The organism is Gracilimonas tropica DSM 19535 (genome assembly GCF_000375425.1).
Lineage (GTDB): Bacteria > Bacteroidota > Rhodothermia > Balneolales > Balneolaceae > Gracilimonas > Gracilimonas tropica.
Map to the genome: position 1 here is coordinate 566,408 of NZ_AQXG01000001.1, position 26,147 is coordinate 592,554.

Below are 26,147 nucleotides of genomic sequence, written 5' to 3' on the forward strand. Positions count from 1 at the left end.
ATTATATGCTTCGAAACCAACAAAATTTAAATCAGAAACAGCAGCAGAGTTTACAGCAAAAGCTTTCGCCTCAACAACTTCAGTACATAAAACTGCTGCAGTTGCCTACTATAGGACTGGAACAGCGCATCAAAGAAGAGATCGAAGCTAATCCGGTATTGGAAGAAGTAGATCCCGGAGAAGAGGATACTGTAAGTCTTTCTGAGGTTGATGAAAATCCTAAAGAAGAGAAAGAGGAAGCGCTCGAAAGTCTTGAGGAGCACGAAGTTGACTGGGATGAGTTTGATAAAAACACGGAATATGATGGCGAGCAGTTCGGTAATTCTTTTAATCCCGATATTGAAGAATGGAAGGAGCTTCCCAATCCTTATCAGGCTTCTTTTTTAGAACAACTGGAGGAACAGGTAAATTTACTTGACCTTACGGATGAGGAACAATTGATAGCCGATCAAATTTTGGGCTCACTTGACGAAGATGGTTATTTCCGGCGTGAATTGGAGGCGGTGGTGGATAACATTGCTTTCAACCAGGGTATTTTGATTGATGAAGAGATGGTTGAGAAGGTTCGAAAAGAGATTCAACAGCTTGAACCAATTGGTATAGCTTCCCGAGATCTCAGAGACTGCTTATTGGTACAACTGAGAGCCTCAGAGAAGAAGCTGCCGGGCTTGAACCTTGCCATCCAGATTGTTAAAAATGCATGGAAAGCATTCGAGAAAAAACACTTTTCTAAGTTGCTGAAAAAATTCAAAGTCACCAGGGAAGAATTGAACGATGCATTTGAGGCTATAAAGCAAATGGATCCACGGCCCGGTGCTGTGGCAAGTGGACTTGAGGAAACTCAAAATTACATTGAGCCGGATTTTGAGGTTTACTGGAAGGGCATTGAAGACGGTGAAAGTGATCGGGGGGAGTTCATCATCAACCTGAACCAACGGAATGCCCCTTCACTCCGAATATCTCCGGAATACAAGCAAATGTGGGAAGAGATCAAATCCAAGAAAGAGAAAAAATCAGATTCAGATGCCCGAAACTTTATGAAGAGTAAGATCGATTCGGCAAATTGGTTTATAGAGTCGATTCGTCAGCGGCAAAATACGCTGATGAATATCATGAAGACCATTGTGGCATTGCAGGAAGATTTCTTTAAGTACGGAGAAGGACTCAAACCTATGATCCTGAAAGATGTAGCTGAAAGAATTGGCATGGATATTTCGACTGTTTCGAGAGTTGTAAACGGTAAATATGTACAGACTTACTTTGGGGTTTATGAGTTAAAATACTTTTTCAATGAGGGGCTGGAAACTGAAAGCGGAGAAGAAGTATCTAACCGGGAAGTAAAGAATATTCTCGAAAACATCATCAATAAGGAAGACAAGCAAGATCCTTACAGCGATCAGCAACTAACCGATATGTTGAATGAAAAGGGGTATAAAGTAGCGCGAAGAACGGTTAGCAAATACAGGGAACAGCTAAACCTTCCGGTTGCGCGGATGAGGAAACAAGTGATCTAAGCTCCGGCCTTCTGTTCTATAAAATAAAGTACGGGCTGAAGATCATAACTGGTATTGGATAGATCTGTATAGCTTTGAAGTGTTCCTTCCCAATCGCTGAACTGCTCTGAGACTAAAATAAAGGCATCTTTGCCGGCTTTTATAATGTTGGTTTTCAATCCCATCAGCATCAAAATTTTATTGGATAGTTCCTGAGCTTTTTCCAATGACTGAAAAAGTCCCAACTGGATCTGAAAATCGTAGGAGTAATTGGAGCCTGATAGTTTTTTATAGTTTACCAGGTTTTTATTTCCGGTAGCTCGTTCCAGAAAGTCAGATCGCTTCAAGGTTTCTGAGAGACTCTGCAGCGGTTGGGTTTGTACCCGGTAAAGTCCGTTTGAAACCGATGAAACCTCCATATCGATATCGTACTTATTTTCTAGAGAAGACGCGTAATTTCGAGCGTTTTCAACAGATCGGAATGCTCCCAACTGAATTTGGTATTCGATTGAAGAGGGTATAAACGACTTATCGTAACACTGATGAATGATACCATTTGCAGATCCTGCCCAATTCGTATTCAGGTTTTCTGCCTTATCAAGGGTTTTTAGAAGATTATTATCTGGTGAAGTTCGAAGTGAAAAATGGGTTCCATTATACACGAGATTCAAATCCGTATTGCCAGCAGAGCGGGATGAAATAGATTTTGAGGCATTCCTGAAAGCATTTCCAAAGGAGGAAAAACTTCCTAATTGAACGGAATATCTGCATTGCTGATCAAGAGAAGACACCGCATTTTTTTCTTTTTCTGAACCGGATGCATCTGCCACCGGAAGGGGTTCGGTATAAAAAAGTCTGAGTGTTACCCGCCTGTTTTGAGCCCGGTTTTCAGGAATAGGCTTGCCGTTGCTATCAATATTAGAGGCAATAGGTCGTGAATCGGCATAGCCTGATGCTTTCAGACGGTCTTTGGAAATACCCATTCCGGCCAGAAATTTAACCAGATTTGTGGCTCGTGCAGTCGATAATTCCCAGTTCGATTCATATGCTGCAGAATGGATGGGGACATCATCGGTATGGCCTTCAACCTCAATCTTAAAATCGTTGTAGGCGTTATTTTTTAAAGCTCGTGCGATTTTATTTAAAAGTGTAAGTGCCTCAGCCTGAATAGTTGCACTTCCGGATAGATAGAGGTTATCACTCTTGAGGCGTATAAGAAGATCGTTGAGGTCTCTTTTGATTTCAATTTGATCATCAGCAACTTCTTCTATCAAAGCAAGTTCTATCTGTTTTCTGATCTTATTAATGGGAGTGGTAATGAACCTGGCTTCTTCCACATCAGATTTAAAAAGGCCTGAAACGGAAAAAACTTCATTATCCGACATTTTTGAGACGGAAAGTAAAATGATCAGAAAACCGAGAAGAATAGTTATAATATCAAGGTAACTGATCTGCCAGCTTTCATCTTCGGATTCTTCCATTTCCTGTTTAGGAAACAAAGAGTTGTCATGCTCTATGTTCGGATCTTTACTACTCACCTGATTCTAAGCTATACCTGAACGATTTTGCTGGATGTGGGCCTGGAGTTTATCATATATCTGAAGTGCGGTCTTTCCTTCCTCAATCAAAAGTACTCCTTCCAGAATTAACTTTTTCCGGAAATATTTTGAAGATGCGATATTATTCATCTTTCGTGCCATGGGATTGAAAATAAAGTTACCGATAATAATTCCATATAAGGTTGTCATTAAAGCGGCGGCTAAACCTGTAAGCAGCGTTTCTATTTGATCAAAGTCTGAAAGGATTACGATCAGCCCAAATAAGGTACCCAACATTCCAAAAACCGGAGCGCTTTTACCCATGCTCGAAATGATGTCGTTGATCTTTTTTTGCCTGATATAGCTTTCCTGGATATTTGCTTGTCCCAATTCTCTGAGTTCTTGGGTTGAATAGTTTGTATCCAGAACAGAAAACAGGTAGCCTGCAAACTCTTCTTCGTATTCCAGGCTTAACTCCTCAATAGCTCCCATGCGGTCAGCTTTTATTCTTTTTTGCCATTGAATGATTTTTTCGATGTCTTCGGCAAGCAGTTCATCGGTGATCTTGCTATAGGAAAATAATTTAAGACTGTCACGAATGGCTTTGAATACATCTCCGAACTCATAACTAATGAAAACACTTGCAAGAATACCCCCGAAGACGATCGCCAGGCTCGGTAAATTCAAGAACCGGTAATCATCAGGAATAAAGTTAAAACTGCTTACCCCGATTACTAAAAGGGCACCCCATACCAATATCACCGATGCGATCAAAAAACACAGAATATTTAAAACAGAAGTACGCATAAACGGCTAATTTTGTGGATTGTAGTTTTCACCAATCAGTCCTTCTTTTTTCAACTGTTGTATCAGGTAGGGGATATTTGGGATTGGGACTTCATTGTCCATCTCAAGTGCAAGTCTCCATTGCTCGGTAAATTTTTCAATGTCTCCAAGCCCGAGATAAATACTCCCCCTAAGAGCCAGAATATCTGCTGTTTCCTTGATTTCCGCAGCTTTATTAATATGATATAATGCACTTTGAAATTTCCCCATATAAAATAGCCTCTGTGCGGAGGAATAGAAGGTAGTGATTCCGTTGGCCCGTCCCTGATATCGTTCACTCAGTTCCCGGATATATTGTTGTTCCAGTTCTTGCTGCCTTTTTTGGGCTTCCAGCTCTTCTAGTGTCAACTGAGCAGTGCTATCTGCACTCACAGAATCGACAGCCTGAGTTGTTTGTGTGCTTTCATCGGCAGATCTGTTTTTTTCTGAAGCACTGCAATTTATGCACAGAACTGAAATGCCTATGTACAATCCGGTTAATATCTTTCTCAAAGAGGAAATAACTGATACCACTGATTTTTTAAATATTTAGCCCTTTTGAGGGAGAAGTTAATTCAATGCTTTACGAATAGCATCTATAACCATATGCTTGGCCTGTTCGCCTTTATCAGAATAATTCATCTGTTGAAGTTCCATACGTATCAGATGTTGTTCCCGTTTGGGACGAACAGATAAAAGTTTATCGGCAATTTCATTATCAAAGCTATAAACTGCTTCCAATAAAAGTTCTGTGGGGATGTGCGCAATGGCTCTCTTGATCAAAGAATGGCTCAGGTGTGGAATTTGATCAATAGTGATGAATTGTTCCTCTATAATCCCTGCAACAGGCGATCCGGAAGCTTTCAATTGTTCTATATAGTTAGCCTGATCTTCTAAAGGCATTTGTTGAATTATTCTCAGGATATTTTCAGTCCCTTGTTTTAGCTCTTTTTCTACCTCCAAAATATCCATGGCTTTAGAGAACAATCGGGAGGATATCTCTTTGTGTTCTTTGTACGAAAGAGTATGTAATTGGGCTATACCAAGCATGATATCGACTGTTCGGTCTTTGCCGATCTTATTCAACACTTGAGCCGCTTCGGATTCCGGAAGATAATCAATAAGCAAAGCTGAAGTGATCCTATCTTCTCCATGAAGAAGCTGCACAATATGATAATCTTTAAGGTGATCAAGAAACTGGAATAGCCCCAATTGTTGATGCTTGGCCTTAGCTGATCCGCTTCCAAGTTTATTATTGAGTGCGTCGGCGAATTCGGCAATAGCCGGTTTTGTTGCCTCCGGCGACAAGGGTTCTGTCGAATTTAACTGGGCCTGAATAGTTTCAAAGTAGGCAGGTTTTAATTCTCTTTTGAGGGCTTTTATAAGGTGCCGGTCTACTGTTTGAATTATATTCGAAGCTTTTTCAGCCCCTTTTTTGAGATCGTTTTCCATCCAAAATTCAAATAGCAAGGCGACTTCTTTTGGGTGGTTTAAAAATTGGTCGGTAACAAATGTTGTCCCTGCATTGCTGTTGGTTACAGATGCCTTATGGTCATCAATAAAGTCTTCAGCCGAGGGTTGTTTGCTTCCTGGAATTCGTTCACGGGGAACATGCATTTCGTGTTTAAGATCATCTCTCGATAATCCGGCTTTATGATCTTTTTTCGGCTGTTTTCTTGAAGGGGAATGAGTAAGCCTTCCAATCAACAAAGTCAGTCCAACCAAAAGCAGTAATACAAACCCCGGGATATAGTCTTTTACTGAACCCAATAAGGTTTCCCGGGCATCTGCCGGTTCTTCAATTCTGACAGGAGGGAGCGACTCAATCCCAAAGTCGGGCATGTTGATCAGGGTTATATTTACTTCATCGCCCCGTACTTCATTGATCTTAGCCGCTATCCCGGCTATTAACCGCATAAATTCAACCCGATCTTGTTGCCGTGAGATTGAAGAATCAGCATATACGTTGACGCTCAGCTTTAGGATCTGCAACCTTTGTATGGTTTGCTCATTTATGATCGTTTGGGTGGTTTCCTGATCATTACTTTGAACTTCTGCCGTCCTCCGGTTTTCTTCAGGTAGAAAAGGCAGACCCGGCATTATTACATTCTCCTGTTGAGTTCGTCCGCCTTTGATGATTTGATTTTGAGTGGTCTGGAAAGTCTCGTCTACAAATCGTGCATCGATGTTTATATCCACAAAAAACTTTCGGCTATCAAAGTAATTGGATAATACGTTCAGAACTTGAGCATCGAACTGTTGTTCAAGGGTAATTACTTTTAATTCCAATGACTCAGCGGTATTGGGTTGAGCATATGTTACCGTGAAGGGAAGGAGGAGAAGAAAAAACGGGAGTATCACTTTCCATAAATGCGAGAGCAAAGCATTGCAATACTGCTTTACTTTCGAACCATTTTGAAATGTAAGTGATGCTATTCTCATTTAGGAGTACTTTCCGCTTCAGGTATTACCATTCTGTCTAATTGTTCCATATCCGGAATGTAAATATCCGGATCGTATTTTTTTGCTAAATCCCAATAAGATCTAGCATTTTCCTTCTCATTATTCAAGTAAGCCAAACTTCCTTTTAAAGCATAACCTTGAGCAGTTTCAAAAATATTCAGTGATTCATTAACAAGACTCATTGCCCGGCTCAGGTTCTTATTATAGAAAGCATTTTGTGCTTTAATAATCAATCTTAAAACTTCATCCAAATTTTGATCAAGTTCAGATTCCAATGCCAACATTTTTTCGTCCGTTTTTATCTCATTGGGAATGGCCTCTGCAGTAATAGGGGAGGCCTCAACTTCCGGCACTTCATAATCCTGAGGGACTACTAAAAAAGAAAGTCCTTCCACAAAATCCCCTTCCGGTATAGCTTCAACTTCAAATTTCAGACGTTCAGGTATCGACTTAGATTGCAATTGTTGAAGATTACCCCGGTCAATTTCGAGACTATATGAACCCGGAGGCACTTCCCATTCATAAAAACTTCCGTCAGAGAATGTTCTTAATTCTTTAGCAAAATCTCCGTTAGAATCTGATAATCTTAGCTTTAATCCTCCGATCCCGGTTTTACTGCTATCATCTCTCATTCTTTCCACAAATCCATCAATAACCCCAGACATATAAAATGGAATTTCCACCTTCTTAAAGCGATTTGGATCGGTGATGAGTCCAAATTTTTCAAATTCCGGAACCAGCATAGGATTCTGAATGGCGGCTTTATTCATTTCCATATTGTAATAGAAATAGGGCTGCATCTGGGTATAATAAAGAATTCCATCTTTAGACTGACTGATCGCTCCGGATCGCTGGATTCTTACGGCATTTCCTTTAATGGGGTCGTCTCCATCGTCAAAGGTGCCATTGTTATTGTTATCCACAAAAAGCTGTATAGCAGTACCAGAACGGCCAACCTGATCGCGGCTGGTAAAGAGGAAGTTGTTGTAGTTGGTGTCATACCCGATAGAACCTCGAATATTTTGTGTGAGATTGTTATTCCCACTTACATTATTAAAGGTGGTGTTGGTTCTTACTTTATCGAAATCTATCACGAAGCTAAAGCGGATCGTATTAAAGTCTCGGGCAAAATTCCGGCCTACAGATAACTGGAACTGCCCCTTGTTAAATAGGTTTCTGGATACAAGAAATTCAGCAGATTCGAATTGATCCACAGTAGGCTGGTACCTCATTTGTGCTCTCAGGAAAACACCCCGCATAAAATTGGGAAGGTTCCTGTTTCTGGAGATGTTATAAGTAGCAGAACTTTCGAAGAAAGCTGTTTGAGTTGGATTGAATGGATCGAAGGTACCGGTGTATCGATCGCTGTATCCAATCCGAACATTCATTCTTCCAATTCTGGTATTCGCATCTAAGCGAAAGGAGGTATTACTGGTGTTAGTTCGGAACCGGGAAAAAGCTGATGCTCTTAAATTGAAGGGTAATCCACCAAAATTAAATGGATAAAAAACACTGCTTACTAAACGTTTATCATCATTGGAGGGATTGTATACTCCAAAACCACTTGTGAAATCCGTGTAATCTATGTTTATGCTTGCGGAATTCGGGTAGATGACGTTCAATAATCCCCTGTAATAAGCTTGAGAAGCTGCTTCAAGGGTTAACAGGTAATTAGAAGAAATTCTCGAAGATACACTGCCCGTAAAAGTCGGGAGATCAGTATGATATCCTTGAAAAAACTCTATACCTGCCTTAGCCGTGAGCCAGTCGGTGACACCATAAGCACCGTTACCCTGGGCAGTGAACTGCTGTGAAGTTTCTCCAAAAATAGGATTGTCTAACTGACCGGCATTGATCGTGTAGTTAAACACTCCCTGAGGCTGGAAAGTAAAAGGAATCTGTATACGATCGGAACGCTCAATGACCTGACCGGTAGGACCGTAAATTCTCAGGTCAAGTTGGGAGGTTCCATAAGAAACAGGGGTAAGAAATCGGTAATTACCTAATTCATCAGCTTCCTGAAAATCGATCAAAGCGTTGTTCATGTATAGTTCCACTTCAGATTCCGGGATTGTGCTTCCTTGAACTACAAACTCATCAAACATCCTTCGGGGCTCAATAGGCTCATTTGATAATCGAACCCCGGTGTATGAATTTCTTGTAAAACCGTCAGTTGTGGTTTGTCCGATGGTGAGTTTTGTCAACCAGGGCTGATCCCGGAACATATATCGCCAGCGAAGATTGTCGGTGGCAAAGTTGGTAAAATTATCCGAGTAGCTTCCGAAAATTGAACCCTGAAGATCTCCTCCGTAAAGCTGAATACCCAGATTGGTATTAAAATTATACACTTGGTTATTGGGGGTTGCGTTTGCAGAAATATTGTAATCTACAAAACCGCCATCTAGGAAGGGGCGCTGGCGGTCGTACATCAAATCATATTTGGTATCCTGAAGGCGATTTCGGTCCGCTACTTGCCTACGTTGAGATCGTATAGCCTGTTCTATTGCAGGCAGTTCCTGATTGGTTTGTAAGTTCAGGGTTAGATTGTTGAAGTTTATGGTAAAATCAAGTCCAAATGCTTCATAGAATACCTCAGCCCGCAAATAACTGTCAATTTCTCTGAGGATATAATCATCAACGGTAAGCTCAATGGTTTTGTCTCCGAAACGGATCTGATTGGCTTGGAGATTAATACGATAGGGAGTTTGATCGACTCCAAATTTCCCTTCAATGACGAGTCCGTTAACATTCTTGTCGATATTGAAAAGGCTGAAAAGTTCTGAGACGGGGAGATAGAACTCGTCATTCTTATAGTAAGAAATAACAACGGTGTTGATAACACCACGGTGACGGAAGTCTAAGTAAACCTCAAAAACATCTTCGTCATTATTTTGTGCAGAAGCATCATTTGGGAAGAAGCCAATACAAAAAATGAAAGAGAATATGATTGATATTGAAGACTTCCATCGGTACACGTCAGGGGATAGTTACGGTCGTGGTTGCAGTTTCCGGTTCCATTTGAACTAAATCTGTCGGAGAAATATCGCTTCTGCGTGTTTCGAAAGTAACTTCTACTTGGTATTGACCTGGAGTTAACTCGCTTATATCTACAACTTCACTATGTACTCCATCGAAGTAGAAACTAGTGGAAGAAAATTTAGAAACTAAAACTTGGCCATCTTTCTTAATGTTAGTTTTTACAGATCCAAGAAAGGGAGAGTTGCCTCCTTTCTTGAACTTAGTTATTAACTGTAATTCTCCATTTGAAACAGTACCTTTTTCAATATTCTCAATCATTATATCAGTCGTAGTATTACCGACTTTATAGAAAATACCAGATACTTGAGTAATAACTACTCCTATATTAGCTCCAACACCTTGTTCATCACTAAGTTCTACAGGAGCACTTTCTGACTGAGAAATGGTTTTTAATCTAGTCCAGTATGTCCCATCATTTACTTTATTAGAACCTATTATTCTTAATCTAACAACTTGTCTTTGGCTAGGCTGCAATACGAAGTTTTTCGGGAAAGCCCTGATATCATCTGCTATCGAATACTTTTGAGCCAGAGCAGAGTCCTCATAAGTTGTTGTTTTATTCCCTTCCTCATCAGTTATAAAATACCCGAATGTAGTTTCAATGCTAATTTCTTGAGATTCACTAGAATTATTGATGACCATGAAGGTACCGAATTTAGAATCTTCTGTCAGAAACACATTAGTTGGAGCTATAGAAACTTGAGCAAAAGTAAGTACTGGGAGAATTGTTACAAGTAAAATTAACGAAAATGACTTTCTGAAATTCATGGCTGTACTTATTATTTCACTTTGATAAGATAAGCTAAAGTATAATTCATTATTTCCAATTTTACATCATTAATGGTTAGCTAAAAAAAAAGTCCCATAATCATTATGGAACTTTTTTTGAAAGTTTAAAAAACTTATTGATAACTAACAGAAACATTGAGTGGGCCAGAGCCACCATCACCAGTATCTGAACTATATACTCCGGTTGTTGCACCATTTAATGAACCCAAGTTACCACCAATGTAGATATAGAGAGCTCCAGTAGCAGATGTTTCACTAACAGTATTAGCAGTGTTTTTTGTCACATCACTTGAAGATGCAATTGCGTCAGTACTATTAGCTGAAATATCAGGTGTAAAAAGGATAGTATTACTATTTCCATCTCCTAGAGTTACTGTGGTCTGATCCCAATCAATAAGTAATTGGGTTTCGTTTGGACCACTTACAGTGAGCTTACCAAATGCACTTCCACCCCCAACATCAGCGGTATTTGTACCTTGGGGATCCAATACTGGTGAGGAAGTTGCAGAAATAACTCCAAAATCAACATCAGCATTTTTTGTGACAGTAATTGCAGCTTGAACGTCAGCAGCAATACTAACATCGGCTGATTGCGCATAAGCGCCTGCTGAGAATACAGCGGCTACGGCAAAAACGGTTAAAAGTGTTTTGAGCGTTTTCATAATCGTGAGATTTAGTTTTATTGTTGTTTTAAATTCTGTGATAAAATTATCGAAGTCTTTTACTTCATCCAAGTTAGATAGCTTTAATTAAAAGGGTCTAACTGTTTGCTGAAACCTGACTTAAAAAGTCTTAGATGACAATTTTGTCTGACCTAAAATAAACATGTCTCATCAGACTTTTATTTAGAGTTCTTTAATCTTTCTTGTGTTAGAGCCATCAATCATAATCCACCGAAAGAACAATGTCGCCGGTATAAACTCCATTGGGAACGTTGCCAACGTTTATGGCACCATATACATAGATGTACATGATCTTCCAGATATCATTGCGGCTTTCCAGGCGGGTGTCTTCATGAATGGAAACCATTCCGTTGTTATCCGACAGGATATCGGCTCCATTAATACTGTTTTGGCCTGTATTGTTGTATGCCATATTCAGTTCCAGAGGAATTTCAGCTTCGTTAGCTGGATTATCACTTTCAAGAGATTCGGGATACTGTAAAGTGAGATATACATTTTGGGTATGGAAGGCTTTAATGCTAAAAACCCCCATGTTGATGTCCCCAAGCTGGATCTCGGTTCTCCCCGAATTAGTCACCTGAGTTCCAAAGTCAAGATCCTGCTCCACGGTAGCACTTAATTCCGGTTCAACCTTTAGCTGTAAATTGATGAACTGTGCAGATGTAGGAGAAACATAACAAGCTGAAAAAAGGAAAAGTAATATGATATTTCGAATCTTAATCATAAGAAACGGTTATAGTAATCTCGCCGGAGTAACTTCCTGCATCTACGTTGCCCACATTTAAGGAGCCATAAATATAGATGTAAGCGGTCTCGTTAAATAGAGCCGGATTGTATCCTTCATAAACCGGGGTAGGAGGAGGTCCGGGTGGTTGATTTCCTCTCGCTAAAATAGGGAATTGTGCACTGGCAACATTAGAAGCTATCTGCATCAAAACCGCCTGATTGGTGTTGTTTGATCCCCGGTTTGCATAAGCAGCTTGCAGCGTAAATGGAATGCAATTGGTGTTGGTTCCATTACAGGCCACGTCTGAGTCGAGGAAGAGATAATTGTCAGCTGTGATATCGACAATGACATCCAGGTATTTGACGCCCTCAATCATTAATATTTTGGCGTCTACAAGATCAATGGATTTAACTCCTTCATTTTGAATAACGGTTCCAAATTCCAAATCTTCAGCTGGGTTGAGTTCAGAAAGAGTGACAGCATATTTGCTGCTGAAATCACCAAAATCTATTTCCTGGGCTTTCAGCGAAACAGAAGATAGTTGAGTCGTAAAAACCATGATAAGAAGAAACAGAAAACCCGTTCTGCAAATGAATAAAGCAGATCCGAGTAGTGCATTATTTCGTTTCTTTTTATTTATCATATGTAATCAATCTCAATGGTGAAGTCGCCTTCATAATTTCCTGGCGCTGCATTTTGAAGATTTACACGCCCGCCAACCCAGATGAAAAATTGTCCTTCTTCATTAAAACGGATATTGCGATTGTCCAATTCCAAAAGTTCGGAAGTAGATTGGTCTTCAATGGAATTTCCGGAAATTTCGTAGGTAAAAGTCAGTGTTCCGTCTCCGTCAATTTGAGTGAGCTCACGTTCAGGAACATAATTTAATCTGAATTCGGCGTTCGGAGTACCAACTGCAATCATATATCCGGCGTTTAAACTTGTTACAGGGTTTACATAGATCTCCTGCTGACCCGGTTGAGCATTGCCGAATTGCATGGTATTAATGGTAATGAGTTCGATAGATTGGATCACTTCTGCACTTACATTTACACGTGCAGAAATACTTTGATCCTCTCCGTTTTGAGCATGCAAATTCTGGAAACAGAAAATTAATAATAAAAATAGGGCTGAGAGAACTCTGTGCATTATACCTAAAGCTATAATCTTAATATTAGCGGTATAAAGTTCGTAGTAATTGGCCAACAATAATAGTTAATATCCTTTAATTAGCTTGATGTAACACAAGTTAAAAGGCTTTAAGATTTCTCTTGAACATGTAGGATTTCAGGCTAATTCACCAGGCAAAAGCATTGAAATAAAGTGCGGGAAGTTCCATTTCACCGGAACGGAGATTTAATTTACGTGACATGCGTTCTGTTTCGGTCTCGTTTGGTTTCACAATTTCGAAATTATATTCCAATTGTTCGCCAACGTATCTGCTCGTGAATCTAATTTCGGCGGTATAAATGCTGTCGGTGTCTGCATCTGTTAACTGAACCGGACGAGTTGAAAGCGGGTAAATGTTTCCTGTTACCCGGATGATATCACGCCCCGGTACAAATGCGCTGTCTTCAAGATTAGGCTGAAGATTTACATTGAAAATTACAGTTGACTGTGCCTGTACGGAACCTAATCCAACGGCCAGAAAAAAAGCTATAACTGACAACAAATGTTTCATAAATAGATATCAAAAATAGGTTTATGTTCTTATGAAATTAGAAAATAATTCGACTGGTTTTATTGAATTTTTTCTTTCCAATATACAATGGTGAAAATACTTTCACGAGGAAATGACGGAGGAATGGTCTCTTTAAGGCGATCATCATAAATATAATTTTTTGAAAAACCTGAGGCCGTACCATAATTATTAAAAGTACCAACCGGACCACGATTTCTCTGAATGATTCCGCCCAAAATATTCAAGGTTCCCCTGGGACTTCCACTATTGTAATTCTCAACGGTGAATGCGTTATCAAGAGCCATAATTGAAGCATGTATTGTAAGGTTACTGCTTCCGTTATCTTGATGAGCATCTTTATCAACAATTACATTGCCTTCGCTCACAAGACCCAAAAGGTCGGGAGATGGGGTATCGGGATCATCGAGTGGATTTGTATCGTAATAGATATCTCCCATGATCTCAATTTCATCAGTCGCATGCACTGTATATTTTCCCTTGATTTCGCCTTTCACTCTTGCAGTACCCTCAACACTTATGAGTCCATTGTAATTCGATAATGAATAGTTGGTGTGATTAGTTGTGCCTTCGCAAGTGTACCAATTCCGATAACCGCAGGCATAAGTGTAAATGTCTGCTGCCTGAACCTGGGGATTACCATTGCCATCCACAAAAAACTCAAGCACTTTGTCGCTATCAAAGGTTAGTCCGCCCATATTTGCGGTGGTTATCAGTTCATTGATTTGAGCTTGGTCGGGGAGATCTCGCGTTGTAGCCATGTTGAAATTTGTATTGCCATTAAAAATGGGAGTCTCATCTCCATGGCGCTCATCGGGATCATCGCTGTTTGGGTCTCCATCTTGTCCTACCCAGTCATTGGGGCTGCTGACGTCTCCATTGAAGGTAGGAGAACCGGCGATTCTTAAGGTTCCATTTGTATGAACGGGTCCGGTGATGACATCATCATCATAGAAATAAATTTCGATATCATCGTTGGGATGGGGAAGTGTTTCTGCATCGGTGAAGTAAGAGAATTTTGAAAATGAATCCCGCTGTAAAAGCACTTCAATCTCAGCGGTGTAGCCTTCGTATTCTGCACGGCTGATCATCAAAACTTTGTATTGATTCCATTCTGTAACGCTGTGATCCACGGTATCAAGTCCGGATGAATTCATGCCATACATCAATAATTGTCCTTTTCCGGCATAGTCCTGATCGGTGCTTATGGTGCCGGTCCATTCCATATCACGAAACAGATTTTGTACAGCATTATCCACCAGGCTTGTTGCAACATTTTTCGCCTGCTGTTCTTTGAAATAGTTGGCGGATTCTTCGGGCAATACTTCCAACCGGTTGTTATTTGATATCTGAATAATTCCTGAAATAACAACAAGACCGCTAACTAAAAGTAACAATGCGCGTCCCATAGGAGCCTCCTTTTATACGGGTATTAATACCATGGTTTGTTAATATTGTTAGGAGAAAAAGTGCGTTTCCAAACAGTGCGGTGATAGGTATTATTAACATCACCGCCGGATACAAATCTGGAATTCATGGGTTCTCCTGATTCCACCATAACTTCTACTTCAATGCTTACATCTCTTTGCTGGAACAAAGTTGAAATGTCGTTTACTACATTATTATCCTTATCGTAGTACATGAGTTTGAAATGGGTAACAGGGTATTTTGTGATGGTTCCATTTCCATCGTCACGATACAAGTAAAAATCGTTGGGATTGGTTGTGGTGGTGACTTTATCATCTTCAACGGTGTACCAGGTTATATTTCCTTCCGAGGTTTTAAATTCGATTTCATCCGGCTCGGCAGTAATGATGGGATCATCCATAAATGAGGTAGTATTGTTATAACCAACCCTTTTCAGGTCAAAGGAAATGACCTCAACGATATCGTTCAGGCGCTGCTGATTGATGGCAGAAATGGTTGTTTCTTGCGTACTGGAGGATAGCTGCATATTGTAGGCAAGGATGCTGAGCAGCATCAAACCGCCTACCACAAAACTTGTAATGATGCCCATATTCATAAATTCACCCTATTCTTTAAAGTAAGTTTTAATGTATTCCAGTTGAACCTGAACGGGAGGGTCGGTTGCATCAGAAGTAACCTGAACGGTAACACGGTACTGTTTTTGGGTGGAAGTGTTTTCAATCAAAACTGAATTTCGGGTCACTTCATACTCTTCTGAAAATTCATCGCTGGAACCATATTCTACGGTTGTTGTAATGGGATCGGAGTCAAACAGATATTGGTTGGACGTAGGGTTCAAATGGATTTCCGGAGCCCAGCGTATGTTGTCCAGCTCATCCTGTGCCAAAGCTATCGCCCGATATTCAATTGTAGATTGGATAGACGTGCTCGTAGTATTCATGAAGCTTCGGGAGGTGTTGATCGTAAGCATGGAGAAAACGACCATCGCGACCATCAGAAATATGACATCAGAAAAGTCATTCATATGATCTAAATAATTTGGTTATTCATTGCAACTCAACTACAAGAGTATCGAGGGTAGTAGATTGTTACAAATTGCTTAAAAAAACACGAAGCATAAGCAAGGCTGTAAGGCCTAAAAACATCTAACTGTATTTAAAATAACTACTGGATAATACTAATAGCGTTAGATTTTATTATTATTTAAAAGATAGGAATTTTGTTTGAGCAGAAGCGATTATGGGAAGGTTTGTATTGCCAATTTTACGAAGTTAATGCAATGATCGCACCTAAGAATCAGTGATTAAGGTCAGCAATTTATATCTCCCAAGATGGATGAATTAACGTCCGTTTCTATCGAAGAAGTTTTCTAAAGTATATTAACAGAACGAAAGCCAGGAGGTAGGATTGATTTTACTCAAAGGTACTCAGCCGAACGTATCTGTTTTGTTTTAGCATGGAAGCTGAGGCAAGTTGTGCATACTTTTCAGCGGTGCAATCATACTGTATATCAATGGTACCGCCCAGGTCAATATCAAAATTGGAGTAGTTGTTTTCAGTTTTGCCTACAAGTACGGAGCCATTTATTCTTGGAGTTCCCCGTCCGGTCATGGTATATGCATTTTCAAAGATTACCAATCCGTTAAAAGTAAAATTTCCGGCTACAGAAAGTTCCCCTTCGTATTCCAGTTCCCCATTGGTTCTAACTACCATAATGCCATATCCTTCGGAAATACCACCGGTTAGTTTGGCGTAATCTTCTACAAAAAATACACCGGGATTGTCAGCCGTACCCATGCTCCCTTTATAATTACCACTGACTTTCACCACCTCATTCATTTGAGCAAGCCGAGCTACTAATTCATCAACGGGTTCGTACGATATATCTGGGTCAACAGCTATGGCAGCACTGTCACTTTCAAAATGCTCAGAGTTATCTCCGCCTGACAGCCATTCAACAAAGTTATCGGCTCCGGTAATTTTATCTGCTGAACCTTCATCCCTTACGGTCATAGCTGGTTTTGAGGGACAAGTACCGCTGGCATCGTTACCGCTTATTAAGGCGCTACCACTCGCTGCAAAGGAGAAATCATGTTCACCGACTGCTAAAGACATCGCTGATTGAAATTCGGGGACGAAGTGCATGGCTGTTTTTACATAAGTCGTAATAATATCAATGCTCTCTTTTTTATTTGTGAGGGGATTCTGATACCAGGAGGAAGCATATATTTCAAGAGTATCTCCCTGTAAAGAAGAGAATGCCCCGGTCGAAGTCGATTTAATAAGATTGTAGTAGAGAGAGATAGAATCACCGTCAATTTCTTCGATCCAGGGTGAGCTTTTTGTGGGATGCCATGAGCCTCCGCTTTCATTAATTCTTTCCATTGTAATTTGAGCGGCAGTGAATGCTTTGTTTCTGATTTCAGTCTCATATGCGGAGACGGCATTATTTGCTGTGATACCTTCTCTTTGGCCCTGTATGCCTACTTGGATGATGCCAATTACAATTACTGCACCGGCACTAATTATCAACATTGCTCGTCCCATTGTGTATTCAGTTAATTAATTATTTGGTCTTAAATTTACCGGCGAAAATCGCTTCTTCCAGTAGGTTTTGGTGTACCTGCCAGAGTCTGTATTCCGCTGAGAAAGGGTATAATTACTTTGCAATTCCAGTTCTATCTCGACCTGCACAATCTTAGAGAAATCAGAACTACTCACCGGGGTAGTCATAGGAATGTCAGAGCCGTAAGAGTCGTAGTAATTGATCCTGAACTTTGTGACACCAACGGTTATTTCAGTTTTATCACCGTCAACTGTGCGTACCAATATCTCATCATTTGGGTTTTTTGAATTTGTAACAGGAGCGTCGGTGTATTTCCATGTAACAAGTTCGACATTACCAGCATCATCGAGATTACTGTAGAAAGAGATTTCAGTACTATCAGCTTTTACAAAAATATTTGAAAGTATTCCCTTTTCCTGATAACCAATTTTTGGAATATCGTGGATGATCATATCCTCAATTGCTTTGCTGTGACTGGATTTTGTAAGAGTTGTTGAAACTTCCTGATTGCTATAATTCACATTTTGAGTCACAGAAAGGATGGTTAACATCAGGAACCCGGCTATTATGTAACTAATTAATATTCCGTAATTCATAGTATTCTAATCTGCATAATAACTTCGGATGAAACTGAAATTGTAGATGGTGTTTTCATTATCTAAGTTTTTTTGAAGGAACTTGGACTGAATTTCAACCGTGATTCTTTTCAGAGTAGATTTGCCACTTACCACCCAAAAATCTTGATAATTAGTTGTCTCAATATATTCTACTCTTACTGCGACATCGTAATCAACCCCTCCAATTGATACGCTTTCCCTAAAGCCATGAAAATCGTCAAAGTCGTCAAATTGAGTGCGGTTGACTTCAGGGTCGGCAGAGGTGTCATCAGGTCCTAATGCGGAAAATCCAGAGGGGATATAAACCGGAACCGTGCTGTTTCCTTCAGAGTCGTAAGTTGTCTCTTCATCAAATGCCAGTGCCCTGGATTCTTCAATTATATCCTGAGCGTAGGCTACTACTTGTCCTTCCAGCTGCCCTTCAATCATGGTTGAATTGTTCACTTGTATCACGCGATTAGCATTTAATGCCATCGTCGATACAATCACCATGGAGAGCATCACATATAAAACTTCATCATATCCAGCCATGTCCAACCACTTTATTTATTGGATAAAGATAATATTAAAATGTTTTAATAAATAGTGATTTTTTCAAACCACTTTATCTGTAGTACGAAGCTTTTGTAAAGGCAGATTGGAAAAAATTACAAGAAAGGTATATGGAAGAGAGTACTACTATTTGATGAGAAGCATTTTCTTGGTACGCACATTATCGTTGGTAATTATGCGGTACAAATATAAACCACTGGCTAAGCTGCCTGCTCTAAAACTAATGGTATGTCGGCCTGCGGGCATTTTTTCTGAAACCAGGGTATGTACTTTTCTTCCCAGGATATCAAATACCTCAAGGCGGACATCACTTTCTTCTGTTAACCCAAATGGAATAGTGGTTGTTGGATTAAAAGGATTCGGATAATTTTGATAGAGATAAAATTCTTCAGGGATGTTGGCTTCAATTTCTTCGGTGGTTAATCTGAGCACAAACCGGGACCGGTCCAAATTACTTCGTTTCACAGGCGCTCCTTCACTCGGGCTGGAGATGAACAGCTTGGAGTCGGAGTTATAACTAAAGGTATAGCTGGCGTTTTCCCTCAGGTCAATTTGCTTGCCAGAGTCGTTGTCAATCAGGATTAACAGCCACTCTTCAGGGACATTTCGAAGCATATCGCGGGAGATGGTGAATTGTCCCATTTCCGGTCTGCCGTGTCTGAAAGCAGCAAAATGAAGAGGAATATTTTGCCGGTATTCAAACTCCCTTGGAATATTATTGATGGCCAGTTCTGTTCCATTTTCAAGAGTAGAATAGAATTCAATATGGGTATCTGAAAATGGAACCAGTCGAAGCGCATCATGCATATCTTTACCAATGGATGCATTTTTGCCGCCCATAATAAATGTTTGCTTTGTAAGCTCTTCTCCACTTGCCCTCAATGCAATAACCGGAGCATAATTCTCGTAATCCTGATGTTTTTTTTCTGATTCCGGAGCCTCTTTCCGTAAGAAATTACCGCCGGTAGTTTTGGCTTCCGTATCTACTATCAACTCCGGACCTGGACCATTAGCCTTCACCCAAAATCCCTGGAAGGGAGGGATTATTCCACTTCCTAAAGAACCGGTTGAACCGTTCCAGGTTAAAAATTCACCGTTACCATTGTTAGCCGCAGGATCCCAAATATAAATGGTGGATTCCATGTTGGTTTTGGTCCAGTTCGCATTATCATCCCAATTGATGGCAGCTCCAAAAGGATTTCCAACGAAATTCCATCCCGAGTCGGCTGAAGGCGTATATGTGACTCCAAAATCAAATTCTGAACTTCCTGAACCAAATTCTTGTCCGGCTACATCCAGGGTATCGGGAAGCGGATCGTTATAAAGTGGGTCTGCGGGAATGTTTCCAAAGAAATACACCCAGTATCCTCGTCCGCCGGCTACAGAGTTAGTGGCGTTGGCAGGAGCGCGTAACCGGTCATTATCTGTGGCTGGCAGTCCTTCAACATTAGTATCATAATCCTCGAGATACCACATTACATTAGGCTGAAGAGTGTCTCCGGGGTTGGAGCCCGTGGAGTAGGTCGCACCGGTATATCCCTGGGTCAGGGTGCCATCCAGAAAATCTCCGAAGGTTGAGTTAACAGGTGAAGAAAGCATTCTCCAGCCGCGAACGCCGGAAATTCTACGCTGGAATCTCAGATTTCCTGAGCCATAGGCCAAATTACTGGCCAGAAGGTTTATCCCGGAAGGAATCAATAATTCTCCATCGGTAAGTGTCAGCAATCCATTTACGGTGAGATTCTCTGAAATGGTGAGCGTATTTGGATTATCCAGTTCCAAATTGATAAAATCGGTGGGACTTACAATTTCCTGATCGGTATTTCCATTAAATATGACGGTCCCCAGGGTAATTTCAGAGATATTGAGATTTCCTCCTACCGTGAGGGAGTCATTATTACTACCCAGTATCTGACCATTTCCGGTTACATCCCCGGAGACGATGAAATTGATTCCTCCGGCTACATTTAGCTCAGCACTTGCTTCTATGGACAGTTCTGCAATTTCGGTGTCGGTTTGAGAGACCGCCGGAAACTCATTTCCTACAGCAGGATTAGCGGGAATCAAAACTACTGACGACGCATTCGGCACGCTGTTGACGTTCCAGTTATCCGGATCGAAATAATTGGAGGCATCCGAAAGTGAACCCAGCTGACTTTCCCAAATATGACTGAAAGAAGCGAACTCTACTTCGGCCTCATCGGTGATATCATCACCATTAAGCGTGCCGGAAATAGTTGCGATGCCAGTAGATGTGGACGAAGTTAATGTGGCCGAATATGTTCCGTCTCCATTATCTGTAACTCCGCCAATAGAACCGAGTGTAGTGCTCAAGGCAACCGTTTCTCCCCCAGAATCAATAATATTCCCAAATTCGTCTTTTGCCTGAACAGTGATGGCAGAAGTGGAGGACCCATCGTTCAGAATTACTGTGGGAGAGGCGGTGATGCTTGTCTGCGTCTCATCAACCGGGCCGGGGATAACAAGGAAAGAATTACTGGTACCACTTTCGGAACCGGCAGAATTGGTGGCGGTTATCGTACAGCGTTTTACGTTGGTGATATTTACAGTCAGCGAAGACAACACTCCCGAACTGAAATTAGGAGTAGTTCCTTGTCCGGCTCCAAGATTACAGGACGACGTAACACTCACCGTTCCATTAAAAGAAGTGATGGTATCGCCAATGCCGTCAATAGCTGTAATTTTGATATTGAAATTCTGTCCGGCAAACTTCTGGCTGATGTTTCCACTTGGAACGCGTTCAATTTTGAAACCAGTGAGAACACCGGCATTTACAACCTGGAAGGTGTTGGTAACCGCGTCATCAAGTCCTGTGCTGGTTGCGGTGAGGCGTTTGGTGCCAGTCTCATCAATTTCGAGATTTGCGAATTCGGCTATCCCAAGTGTGTTGGTCTGCGTGGTGGTAGTTCCTGAAAGAGTTCCGCTGCCGGAGCTTAAAGCTATGGAAACATTGGTTCCGGCAGTTTTAACTTCATTTCCAAACTGATCGGTAAGCTGAACCCGCACAGAAGGGGAGATTACCGTATTTAAATTGGTTGAAGAAGGTTGCTGAATAACCACCAAACTATCCACAGCACCAGGAACCATAGTCAGGGTTCCATAATTGGTTCCTCCGCCAAGACCTGTTGTTCCTGAGTTATTGATGTCTCCCGTATTTGGTAAAATTCCGGTAGTAGGGCGTACTTCAAGTCCGGTAATATCTATTTCGCCGGGATTGGAAGCTGAGGCCGTATTTACGGTGAGTGTAACCTGCGTTGCGGAAATACTGGTGAAGGTTACATCAAGTGTGGATGTTCCCCCATAAACCGCAGAAGTAGTAACGGTAGGAGTTGCCCCGGTATTCCATTCAAATCCAGATGGAACTTCAAGTACAATGGTTCCTCCGGCAGATAATTCACCTGCAAATCCTTCTTTTATGATCGGGCCGGTTAATGGGGTGTAGGTTGAATTTGCATCATCGGCAGAAATGTTTTCTCCACCTTCAGCAACCGTAATTTTACGTATCGATAATTTGTATTTGTCAGAAAGATAATCCTCAACGCCTTCCCGCTCAGGTTTCGTCAAAAGACGGTCGTAATAAATGAATTCGGCAATTTGCCCATCCCAGCTTTGGTCTTGCGTATCCGGGGCATCTTTTCCTCCTTTACCAACAATAGCGGTAGTTGATCCTGTGATAGTTCCGGTAGGAGGAGGTCCAGCTGCGGATGGGTTATTCAAGATACCATCAATAAAAATATCGTAGGTTTGTCCGCTTTGCCACTGGTAGCTTATAATTTGTCCGTTTGTGGTTTGAATGTCAGAGAAGCTTTCCAGCTGATTTGCCTGATTGTCGGCGAGAATTCCCGTTTTTACCACATTAGTGAAGGCCCCGTTGTTATTAGCACCCGCTGCATCGTAACGGATGGTTAACGTTTTATCCTGAGTAGCAGGTGTTTCTGCTATAAATAGTCCGCGGTCGGTGTTGGTAAGATCCGATTTAAGTACCAGGAAGATGGTAAATTCCGATGACCCATTGATGTAGTTTTCACCATCGCTATCCTCAAAATGATCTCCATTTCCTGCAAAGTTTATGGCGGGTTGATTATTCAGGAAAGAAGAACTTGCAACGGTTGTTGGACGATTATTGGCATCTGCGACCCCGGTGAAATCATTGTTGTTTCCACTCTGATCTTGCCAGGTTACTACTTCACTTCCGCTGGTTACAACCCCCACATCCGCTCTTAGCCAAACTTCAAGTCCATTTATGGATTCTACGGCATTCACATTAATATTCCGTTTTAAGGTATCGCTGGCTAATTCTCCGTCATGGGCCACAAAACTGATTTCACGATTCGGTCCTGATGAAACCGAAGCAAAGTTGTCATAAATTACTGTACGAAGGGCTGTTTCATAATCCTCCAATGATGCCGTTCCTTCTAGTTTCAGGACTCCGGTCACATCATTAAAGGTGCTTGTGATGCCAAATATATTTTGGAATTTGAGCGAATCCTGAGAAGAATCGAAGTTATTGGAGATGATTACAAACGCACTGTCGAGCTGGGTGTCATCGGGATCAGAAACGGTAATTTCGGCTGTTATTTCTACAGGATTTCCAAGGTAGGTAACATTTGAGGTCTCTAAATCAGATAATTCTGGTTTCGAATTTGCGGCATTTATGTCAAAATCGCGAGACTGGGTGTTGCTGTTACTTGTTCCATCGTTAACGGTGAATGAAATGGTACGTGTAAGCTCTACCGGATCTGAACTGCTGTTTTCGTAGGTGACTGATTCCAGAGCCGTCTCATAATTTGCAATGCTTGAGGAACCGGTCAGCGACAAAACTCCGGTAAAAGAATTCCAGTTTCCGGTGATTCCATTTTGATCGGTGAAGGCCAGTTCATCTTCACCCAAAATATAGTTATTTGATATGGAGATGGTTGCGCTGGCCATGGTGGGGTCGTCATCCGAAATACTAACTGTGAACGGACCTGTAACGGGACCTGAGCCTTCATTATAAGTAACTACGCCGCCAGTGATTCCGGAAAGGGTGGGCGTGGAATTTACTGAGATTACATTTACAGAACGGGTTTGGGTATTGCTTTCATCATCCCAGTCGTACACAATAAAATCAATATCCCGTAAAGCAGTTGATGGAGCATTAGAGGTATTTTCATACGTCACAGACCGAAGTGCAGTTTGATAATTTGCGGGAGAATCCTGTCCGGTTAGTAATAAAACTCCGGTAGAAGAATTGTATGAACCGGTAATATTTCCAACCGGCGTAAAGCTTAGTTCATCTTCAGAAGAATCAAAATTGTTTGAGATGATAACTTTTGCACTGTCTAAAACGGTGTTGTCGGAATCGGAAACAGTGAGAGTTGAAGTCAGCGAGGCAGGCGAATCACCTTCTGTAAAATCGAGGTTTGTCATTTCAATGGAGCTGAGTTCCGGAGGCTCATTACACCATTTTTCGCAGAAATAATTATACACACTGATCATTTCTGATTCGCTAAAAGCGGTGTTCCAGGAAGCAAATTCTCCAATATAACCGCTGAAGTTATTGGTACCTGCAGGATTATTGGCAAAGGTAACAGGATCACGGGTGCTGTTTTCTTCTCCAATAATGGGAGCGCTTGCGTGATCTTCCCGGGGTTCAACATCGGTCAGTGTTTGAACAGAGCCGCCATTGATGGATGCTTTCCATGTTTGATTTGCAGCAGTTGCTGAGGTAGCATCGTGGGTGGCCACCACGATATAACTTTCATTTGGCTCAACCGGACCAAGATTGATGGAGCTGTTGTCGTTGGGGAAGAATCCAAAGAAATAACTGTAGGTGTAGGCATAAGCAATGCCATCTTTAATGCTTATTTGATAACCGTATTCATTATTCCCCTGCTCGTAAATTACTTGTAAACCGTTAGTAGAAGCTCCTGTCCTGAATATCACCCCAAAGGATTTTTCATCATAGCTGGTGCCCGTATTTACCAATGCATTTGATGGAAGATTGAGATTATCGTCGGTGCCATCCCAGAGAATTCCTCCCCGTTCTCCCAAATAGTTGCTGTTGAAAATAGGGCGGTTGCTGGCGGTTCCGTTGGTTGCGGAAAGATCAGTTCCTGATCCCACAGCGTTATCGGAGCGGTCGCCCCAGGTGGCTACCTGTGAGCCGTCACCAGGTTGATTTCCAAGGTTTAAGTCGCCGTTAATATCCTGTGCATCGAAATGAAAAACGGGATTTGAAATTTCTGTAGAAAGATCATTTATAGTGGAAATGATGGCTACATTTCTGACTACGCTATTGGTGGCATCATCACTGAAATAGCCGGTAAAAGAAATTTCCTGAACATTAAGATCGGGTGAGCTGGCGTTGGTGTTTTCATAAGTCACTGCTCGTAATGCACTTTGATAGTTGGCAAGTGTGGTGGTTCCGCTTAAGCTTAAAACTCCGGTAGAGGAATCCCAGCTACCGGTTATTCCATTTTGATTGGTGAATGCAAGCACATCTTCCGAGCTTTGAAAATTGGTATTGATTTCAACCTTTGCACTGTCTAATTCTGTAACAAATGGGTGCGATATAGTAAGGCTGGAAGTAACAAAAACCGAAGCCCCGCCACTGATAAAAATCTGCTGGCTTTGTTCAATATCGGCAAGGACGGGTACATCCGGCGTTTCGGAGATAAAGGTAGCCGGGGTATTTTGATTGTTGTACTCGGTGGCAATCCAGTCGGCAGAACGAGCTACGTTGGAAATCCGGACTTCATCAATACTTCCATTAAACGGATACTGAGTAGTACTAATGAAAAGGGGATTGTTGTTTTGGTTGAAAGCCGTGGTATTAGCATCAGAACCGGCTGCATTTTGGTTGATATAAATCGTTCGCCCTGAAGAAGATTTCGTGAAAGTTATATAGTTCCACTGATTGTTGGTGATATTACTGGTGCTGTTTAAGGCATTATTATTGGTTTGAAATCGGAGTTGCCCATTGTTGTCGTACCAGGTTCCGTAAGAATCCTGATATCCGCCTTTCGTGATTAAATCCGGGCCTCCTGCAAAACCATCGGGACGGTGCCAGGCAGAAATAGTAATATCTCCGGTGATATCGAGGGTAGCATCATCAGCAATTTGGATGTTATCATCATTGGCAGATTGAAATACCCGTGCTCGCCCGATTTTTCCGGCTATGTCGGCAGTACCGTTATCGGTTCCGTTATTTCCGTTGACTGTTGCATCGGTAATAGTCCCCGAATCCAAATGAAGCACCATTCGGTAACTGCTATCCCAGGTAGAAGCTGTGGATTGATCAGTGGTTTGGCTGGAGTTGCCATAAAAGATATAGAAACCGGTATCGGTGTTGGCATTGAGGGTGGGAAAACGAACCCAAAAGCGGATCAATCCTGTTGAAGCATTGTAATCTACGAGCTCGTGGTCAAGAACAGTTGTTGCATCGTCGGCGGTAAAAATGATGTCATACCCATTGGGACTTTCAACATCGCCTCCATTACCGGTAGATCTGAAATCAGTATCTGTGATTTCAATGAGCACAGGGAAATTGGTCAGGTTAGTGGAGCCTGAAACCTGAGATTCATTTACAACATACTTCTTCCTGAAATCATAACCCGATACCTGTCCCCAAACTACATCCGAACAAAAGCACAGTATGATCAATGAAAATAAAGCGGTATGAAACTTTTTGCTTCTTCCCAAAATTGCAATTCCTGTAACTGATTT

The 26,147-nt window shown here is 41.4% G+C and carries 19 protein-coding genes; 1 reads left to right on the forward strand and 18 read right to left on the reverse strand.

From position 1 onward, the window contains the following. Positions 1-5 precede the first annotated feature (5 nt). Entirely contained in the window at positions 6-1,514 is a 1,509-nt protein-coding gene (gene rpoN / locus B151_RS0102605) for an RNA polymerase factor sigma-54 (RefSeq protein WP_020402038.1), read from the forward strand. On the opposite strand, the gene B151_RS0102610 is transcribed toward rpoN, so the two are convergent. The 18 genes from B151_RS0102610 to B151_RS0102695 form a co-directional block, all read right to left on the reverse strand. Further along, on the reverse strand, positions 1,511-2,974 hold the full coding sequence (locus tag B151_RS0102610; RefSeq protein ID WP_020402039.1) for an OmpA family protein: 1,464 nt from the start codon (positions 2,972-2,974) through the stop codon (positions 1,511-1,513). The genes rpoN and B151_RS0102610 overlap by 4 nt on opposite strands. Positions 2,975-3,037: 63 nt before the next feature. Continuing rightward, entirely contained in the window at positions 3,038-3,838 is an 801-nt protein-coding gene (locus tag B151_RS0102615; RefSeq protein ID WP_020402040.1) for a motility protein A, read from the reverse strand. Positions 3,839-3,844: 6 nt separating this feature from the next. After that, complete coding sequence (locus B151_RS0102620) at positions 3,845-4,369, reverse strand: hypothetical protein (protein ID WP_020402041.1); 525 nt, start codon at positions 4,367-4,369, stop codon at positions 3,845-3,847. A gap of 57 nt (positions 4,370-4,426) precedes the next feature. Then, positions 4,427-6,298 (reverse strand): FliG C-terminal domain-containing protein, encoded by a 1,872-nt coding sequence (locus B151_RS0102625; RefSeq protein WP_020402042.1) that lies wholly within the window; start codon positions 6,296-6,298, stop codon positions 4,427-4,429. Then, complete coding sequence (locus B151_RS0102630; protein WP_020402043.1) at positions 6,295-9,294, reverse strand: fimbria/pilus outer membrane usher protein; 3,000 nt, start codon at positions 9,292-9,294, stop codon at positions 6,295-6,297. Before B151_RS0102630 ends, B151_RS0102625 begins: the two co-directional genes overlap by 4 nt. Position 9,295: 1 nt before the next feature. Continuing rightward, positions 9,296-10,126 carry a fimbrial biogenesis chaperone gene (locus B151_RS0102635; protein ID WP_020402044.1) on the reverse strand — a complete coding sequence of 277 codons (831 nt, stop codon included), beginning with the start codon at positions 10,124-10,126 and terminating at the stop codon, positions 9,296-9,298. A 134-nt stretch (positions 10,127-10,260) separates the two neighbouring features. After that, a complete protein-coding gene (locus B151_RS0102640) occupies positions 10,261-10,881 on the reverse strand; it encodes a DUF4402 domain-containing protein (RefSeq protein ID WP_020402045.1) in 621 nt (206 codons plus the stop codon). 145 nt (positions 10,882-11,026) lie between these two features. Beyond that, positions 11,027-11,554 carry a hypothetical protein gene (locus B151_RS0102645; RefSeq protein ID WP_020402046.1) on the reverse strand — a complete coding sequence of 176 codons (528 nt, stop codon included), beginning with the start codon at positions 11,552-11,554 and terminating at the stop codon, positions 11,027-11,029. Continuing rightward, a complete protein-coding gene (locus B151_RS0102650) occupies positions 11,547-12,200 on the reverse strand; it encodes a DUF4402 domain-containing protein (protein WP_020402047.1) in 654 nt (217 codons plus the stop codon). The genes B151_RS0102645 and B151_RS0102650 overlap by 8 nt, the downstream gene beginning before the upstream one ends. Beyond that, on the reverse strand, positions 12,197-12,652 hold the full coding sequence (locus B151_RS0102655; protein WP_245550343.1) for a DUF4402 domain-containing protein: 456 nt from the start codon (positions 12,650-12,652) through the stop codon (positions 12,197-12,199). The genes B151_RS0102650 and B151_RS0102655 overlap by 4 nt, the downstream gene beginning before the upstream one ends. A 202-nt stretch (positions 12,653-12,854) precedes the next feature. Beyond that, a complete protein-coding gene (locus tag B151_RS0102660; protein ID WP_020402049.1) occupies positions 12,855-13,238 on the reverse strand; it encodes a hypothetical protein in 384 nt (127 codons plus the stop codon). A gap of 59 nt (positions 13,239-13,297) precedes the next feature. Beyond that, a complete protein-coding gene (locus tag B151_RS0102665; protein ID WP_020402050.1) occupies positions 13,298-14,665 on the reverse strand; it encodes a DUF4900 domain-containing protein in 1,368 nt (455 codons plus the stop codon). Between the two features lie 23 nt (positions 14,666-14,688). Continuing rightward, on the reverse strand, positions 14,689-15,273 hold the full coding sequence (locus B151_RS0102670; protein WP_157470651.1) for a hypothetical protein: 585 nt from the start codon (positions 15,271-15,273) through the stop codon (positions 14,689-14,691). A 15-nt stretch (positions 15,274-15,288) separates the two neighbouring features. Then, positions 15,289-15,708, reverse strand: coding sequence for a type IV pilus modification PilV family protein (locus B151_RS0102675; RefSeq protein WP_020402052.1), 420 nt, complete (start codon positions 15,706-15,708; stop codon positions 15,289-15,291). Between the two features lie 389 nt (positions 15,709-16,097). Next, positions 16,098-17,219 carry a hypothetical protein gene (locus tag B151_RS0102680; RefSeq protein WP_245550345.1) on the reverse strand — a complete coding sequence of 374 codons (1,122 nt, stop codon included), beginning with the start codon at positions 17,217-17,219 and terminating at the stop codon, positions 16,098-16,100. A gap of 27 nt (positions 17,220-17,246) precedes the next feature. Next, positions 17,247-17,846 (reverse strand): hypothetical protein, encoded by a 600-nt coding sequence (locus B151_RS0102685; protein ID WP_026166430.1) that lies wholly within the window; start codon positions 17,844-17,846, stop codon positions 17,247-17,249. 6 nt (positions 17,847-17,852) lie between these two features. Next, positions 17,853-18,398 (reverse strand): hypothetical protein, encoded by a 546-nt coding sequence (locus tag B151_RS0102690; RefSeq protein WP_020402055.1) that lies wholly within the window; start codon positions 18,396-18,398, stop codon positions 17,853-17,855. A gap of 147 nt (positions 18,399-18,545) precedes the next feature. Beyond that, entirely contained in the window at positions 18,546-26,123 is a 7,578-nt protein-coding gene (locus tag B151_RS0102695; protein ID WP_020402056.1) for a DUF2341 domain-containing protein, read from the reverse strand. Positions 26,124-26,147 lie beyond the last annotated feature (24 nt).

Coding starts and splice junctions, on each gene's coding strand:
- B151_RS0102690 (WP_020402055.1), bottom strand. CDS start 18,398: ATGGCTGGATATGATGAAGTTTTATATGTGATGCTCTCCATGGTGATT.
- B151_RS0102685 (WP_026166430.1), bottom strand. CDS start 17,846: ATGAATTACGGAATATTAATTAGTTACATAATAGCCGGGTTCCTGATG.
- B151_RS0102680 (WP_245550345.1), bottom strand. CDS start 17,219: ATGTTGATAATTAGTGCCGGTGCAGTAATTGTAATTGGCATCATCCAA.
- B151_RS0102665 (WP_020402050.1), bottom strand. CDS start 14,665: ATGGGACGCGCATTGTTACTTTTAGTTAGCGGTCTTGTTGTTATTTCA.
- B151_RS0102670 (WP_157470651.1), bottom strand. CDS start 15,273: ATGGGCATCATTACAAGTTTTGTGGTAGGCGGTTTGATGCTGCTCAGC.
- B151_RS0102625 (WP_020402042.1), bottom strand. CDS start 6,298: ATGAGAATAGCATCACTTACATTTCAAAATGGTTCGAAAGTAAAGCAG.
- B151_RS0102650 (WP_020402047.1), bottom strand. CDS start 12,200: ATGATAAATAAAAAGAAACGAAATAATGCACTACTCGGATCTGCTTTA.
- B151_RS0102675 (WP_020402052.1), bottom strand. CDS start 15,708: ATGAATGACTTTTCTGATGTCATATTTCTGATGGTCGCGATGGTCGTT.
- B151_RS0102660 (WP_020402049.1), bottom strand. CDS start 13,238: ATGAAACATTTGTTGTCAGTTATAGCTTTTTTTCTGGCCGTTGGATTA.
- B151_RS0102645 (WP_020402046.1), bottom strand. CDS start 11,554: ATGATTAAGATTCGAAATATCATATTACTTTTCCTTTTTTCAGCTTGT.
- B151_RS0102610 (WP_020402039.1), bottom strand. CDS start 2,974: ATGGAAGAATCCGAAGATGAAAGCTGGCAGATCAGTTACCTTGATATT.
- B151_RS0102635 (WP_020402044.1), bottom strand. CDS start 10,126: ATGAATTTCAGAAAGTCATTTTCGTTAATTTTACTTGTAACAATTCTC.
- B151_RS0102615 (WP_020402040.1), bottom strand. CDS start 3,838: ATGCGTACTTCTGTTTTAAATATTCTGTGTTTTTTGATCGCATCGGTG.
- rpoN (WP_020402038.1), top strand. CDS start 6: ATGCTTCGAAACCAACAAAATTTAAATCAGAAACAGCAGCAGAGTTTA.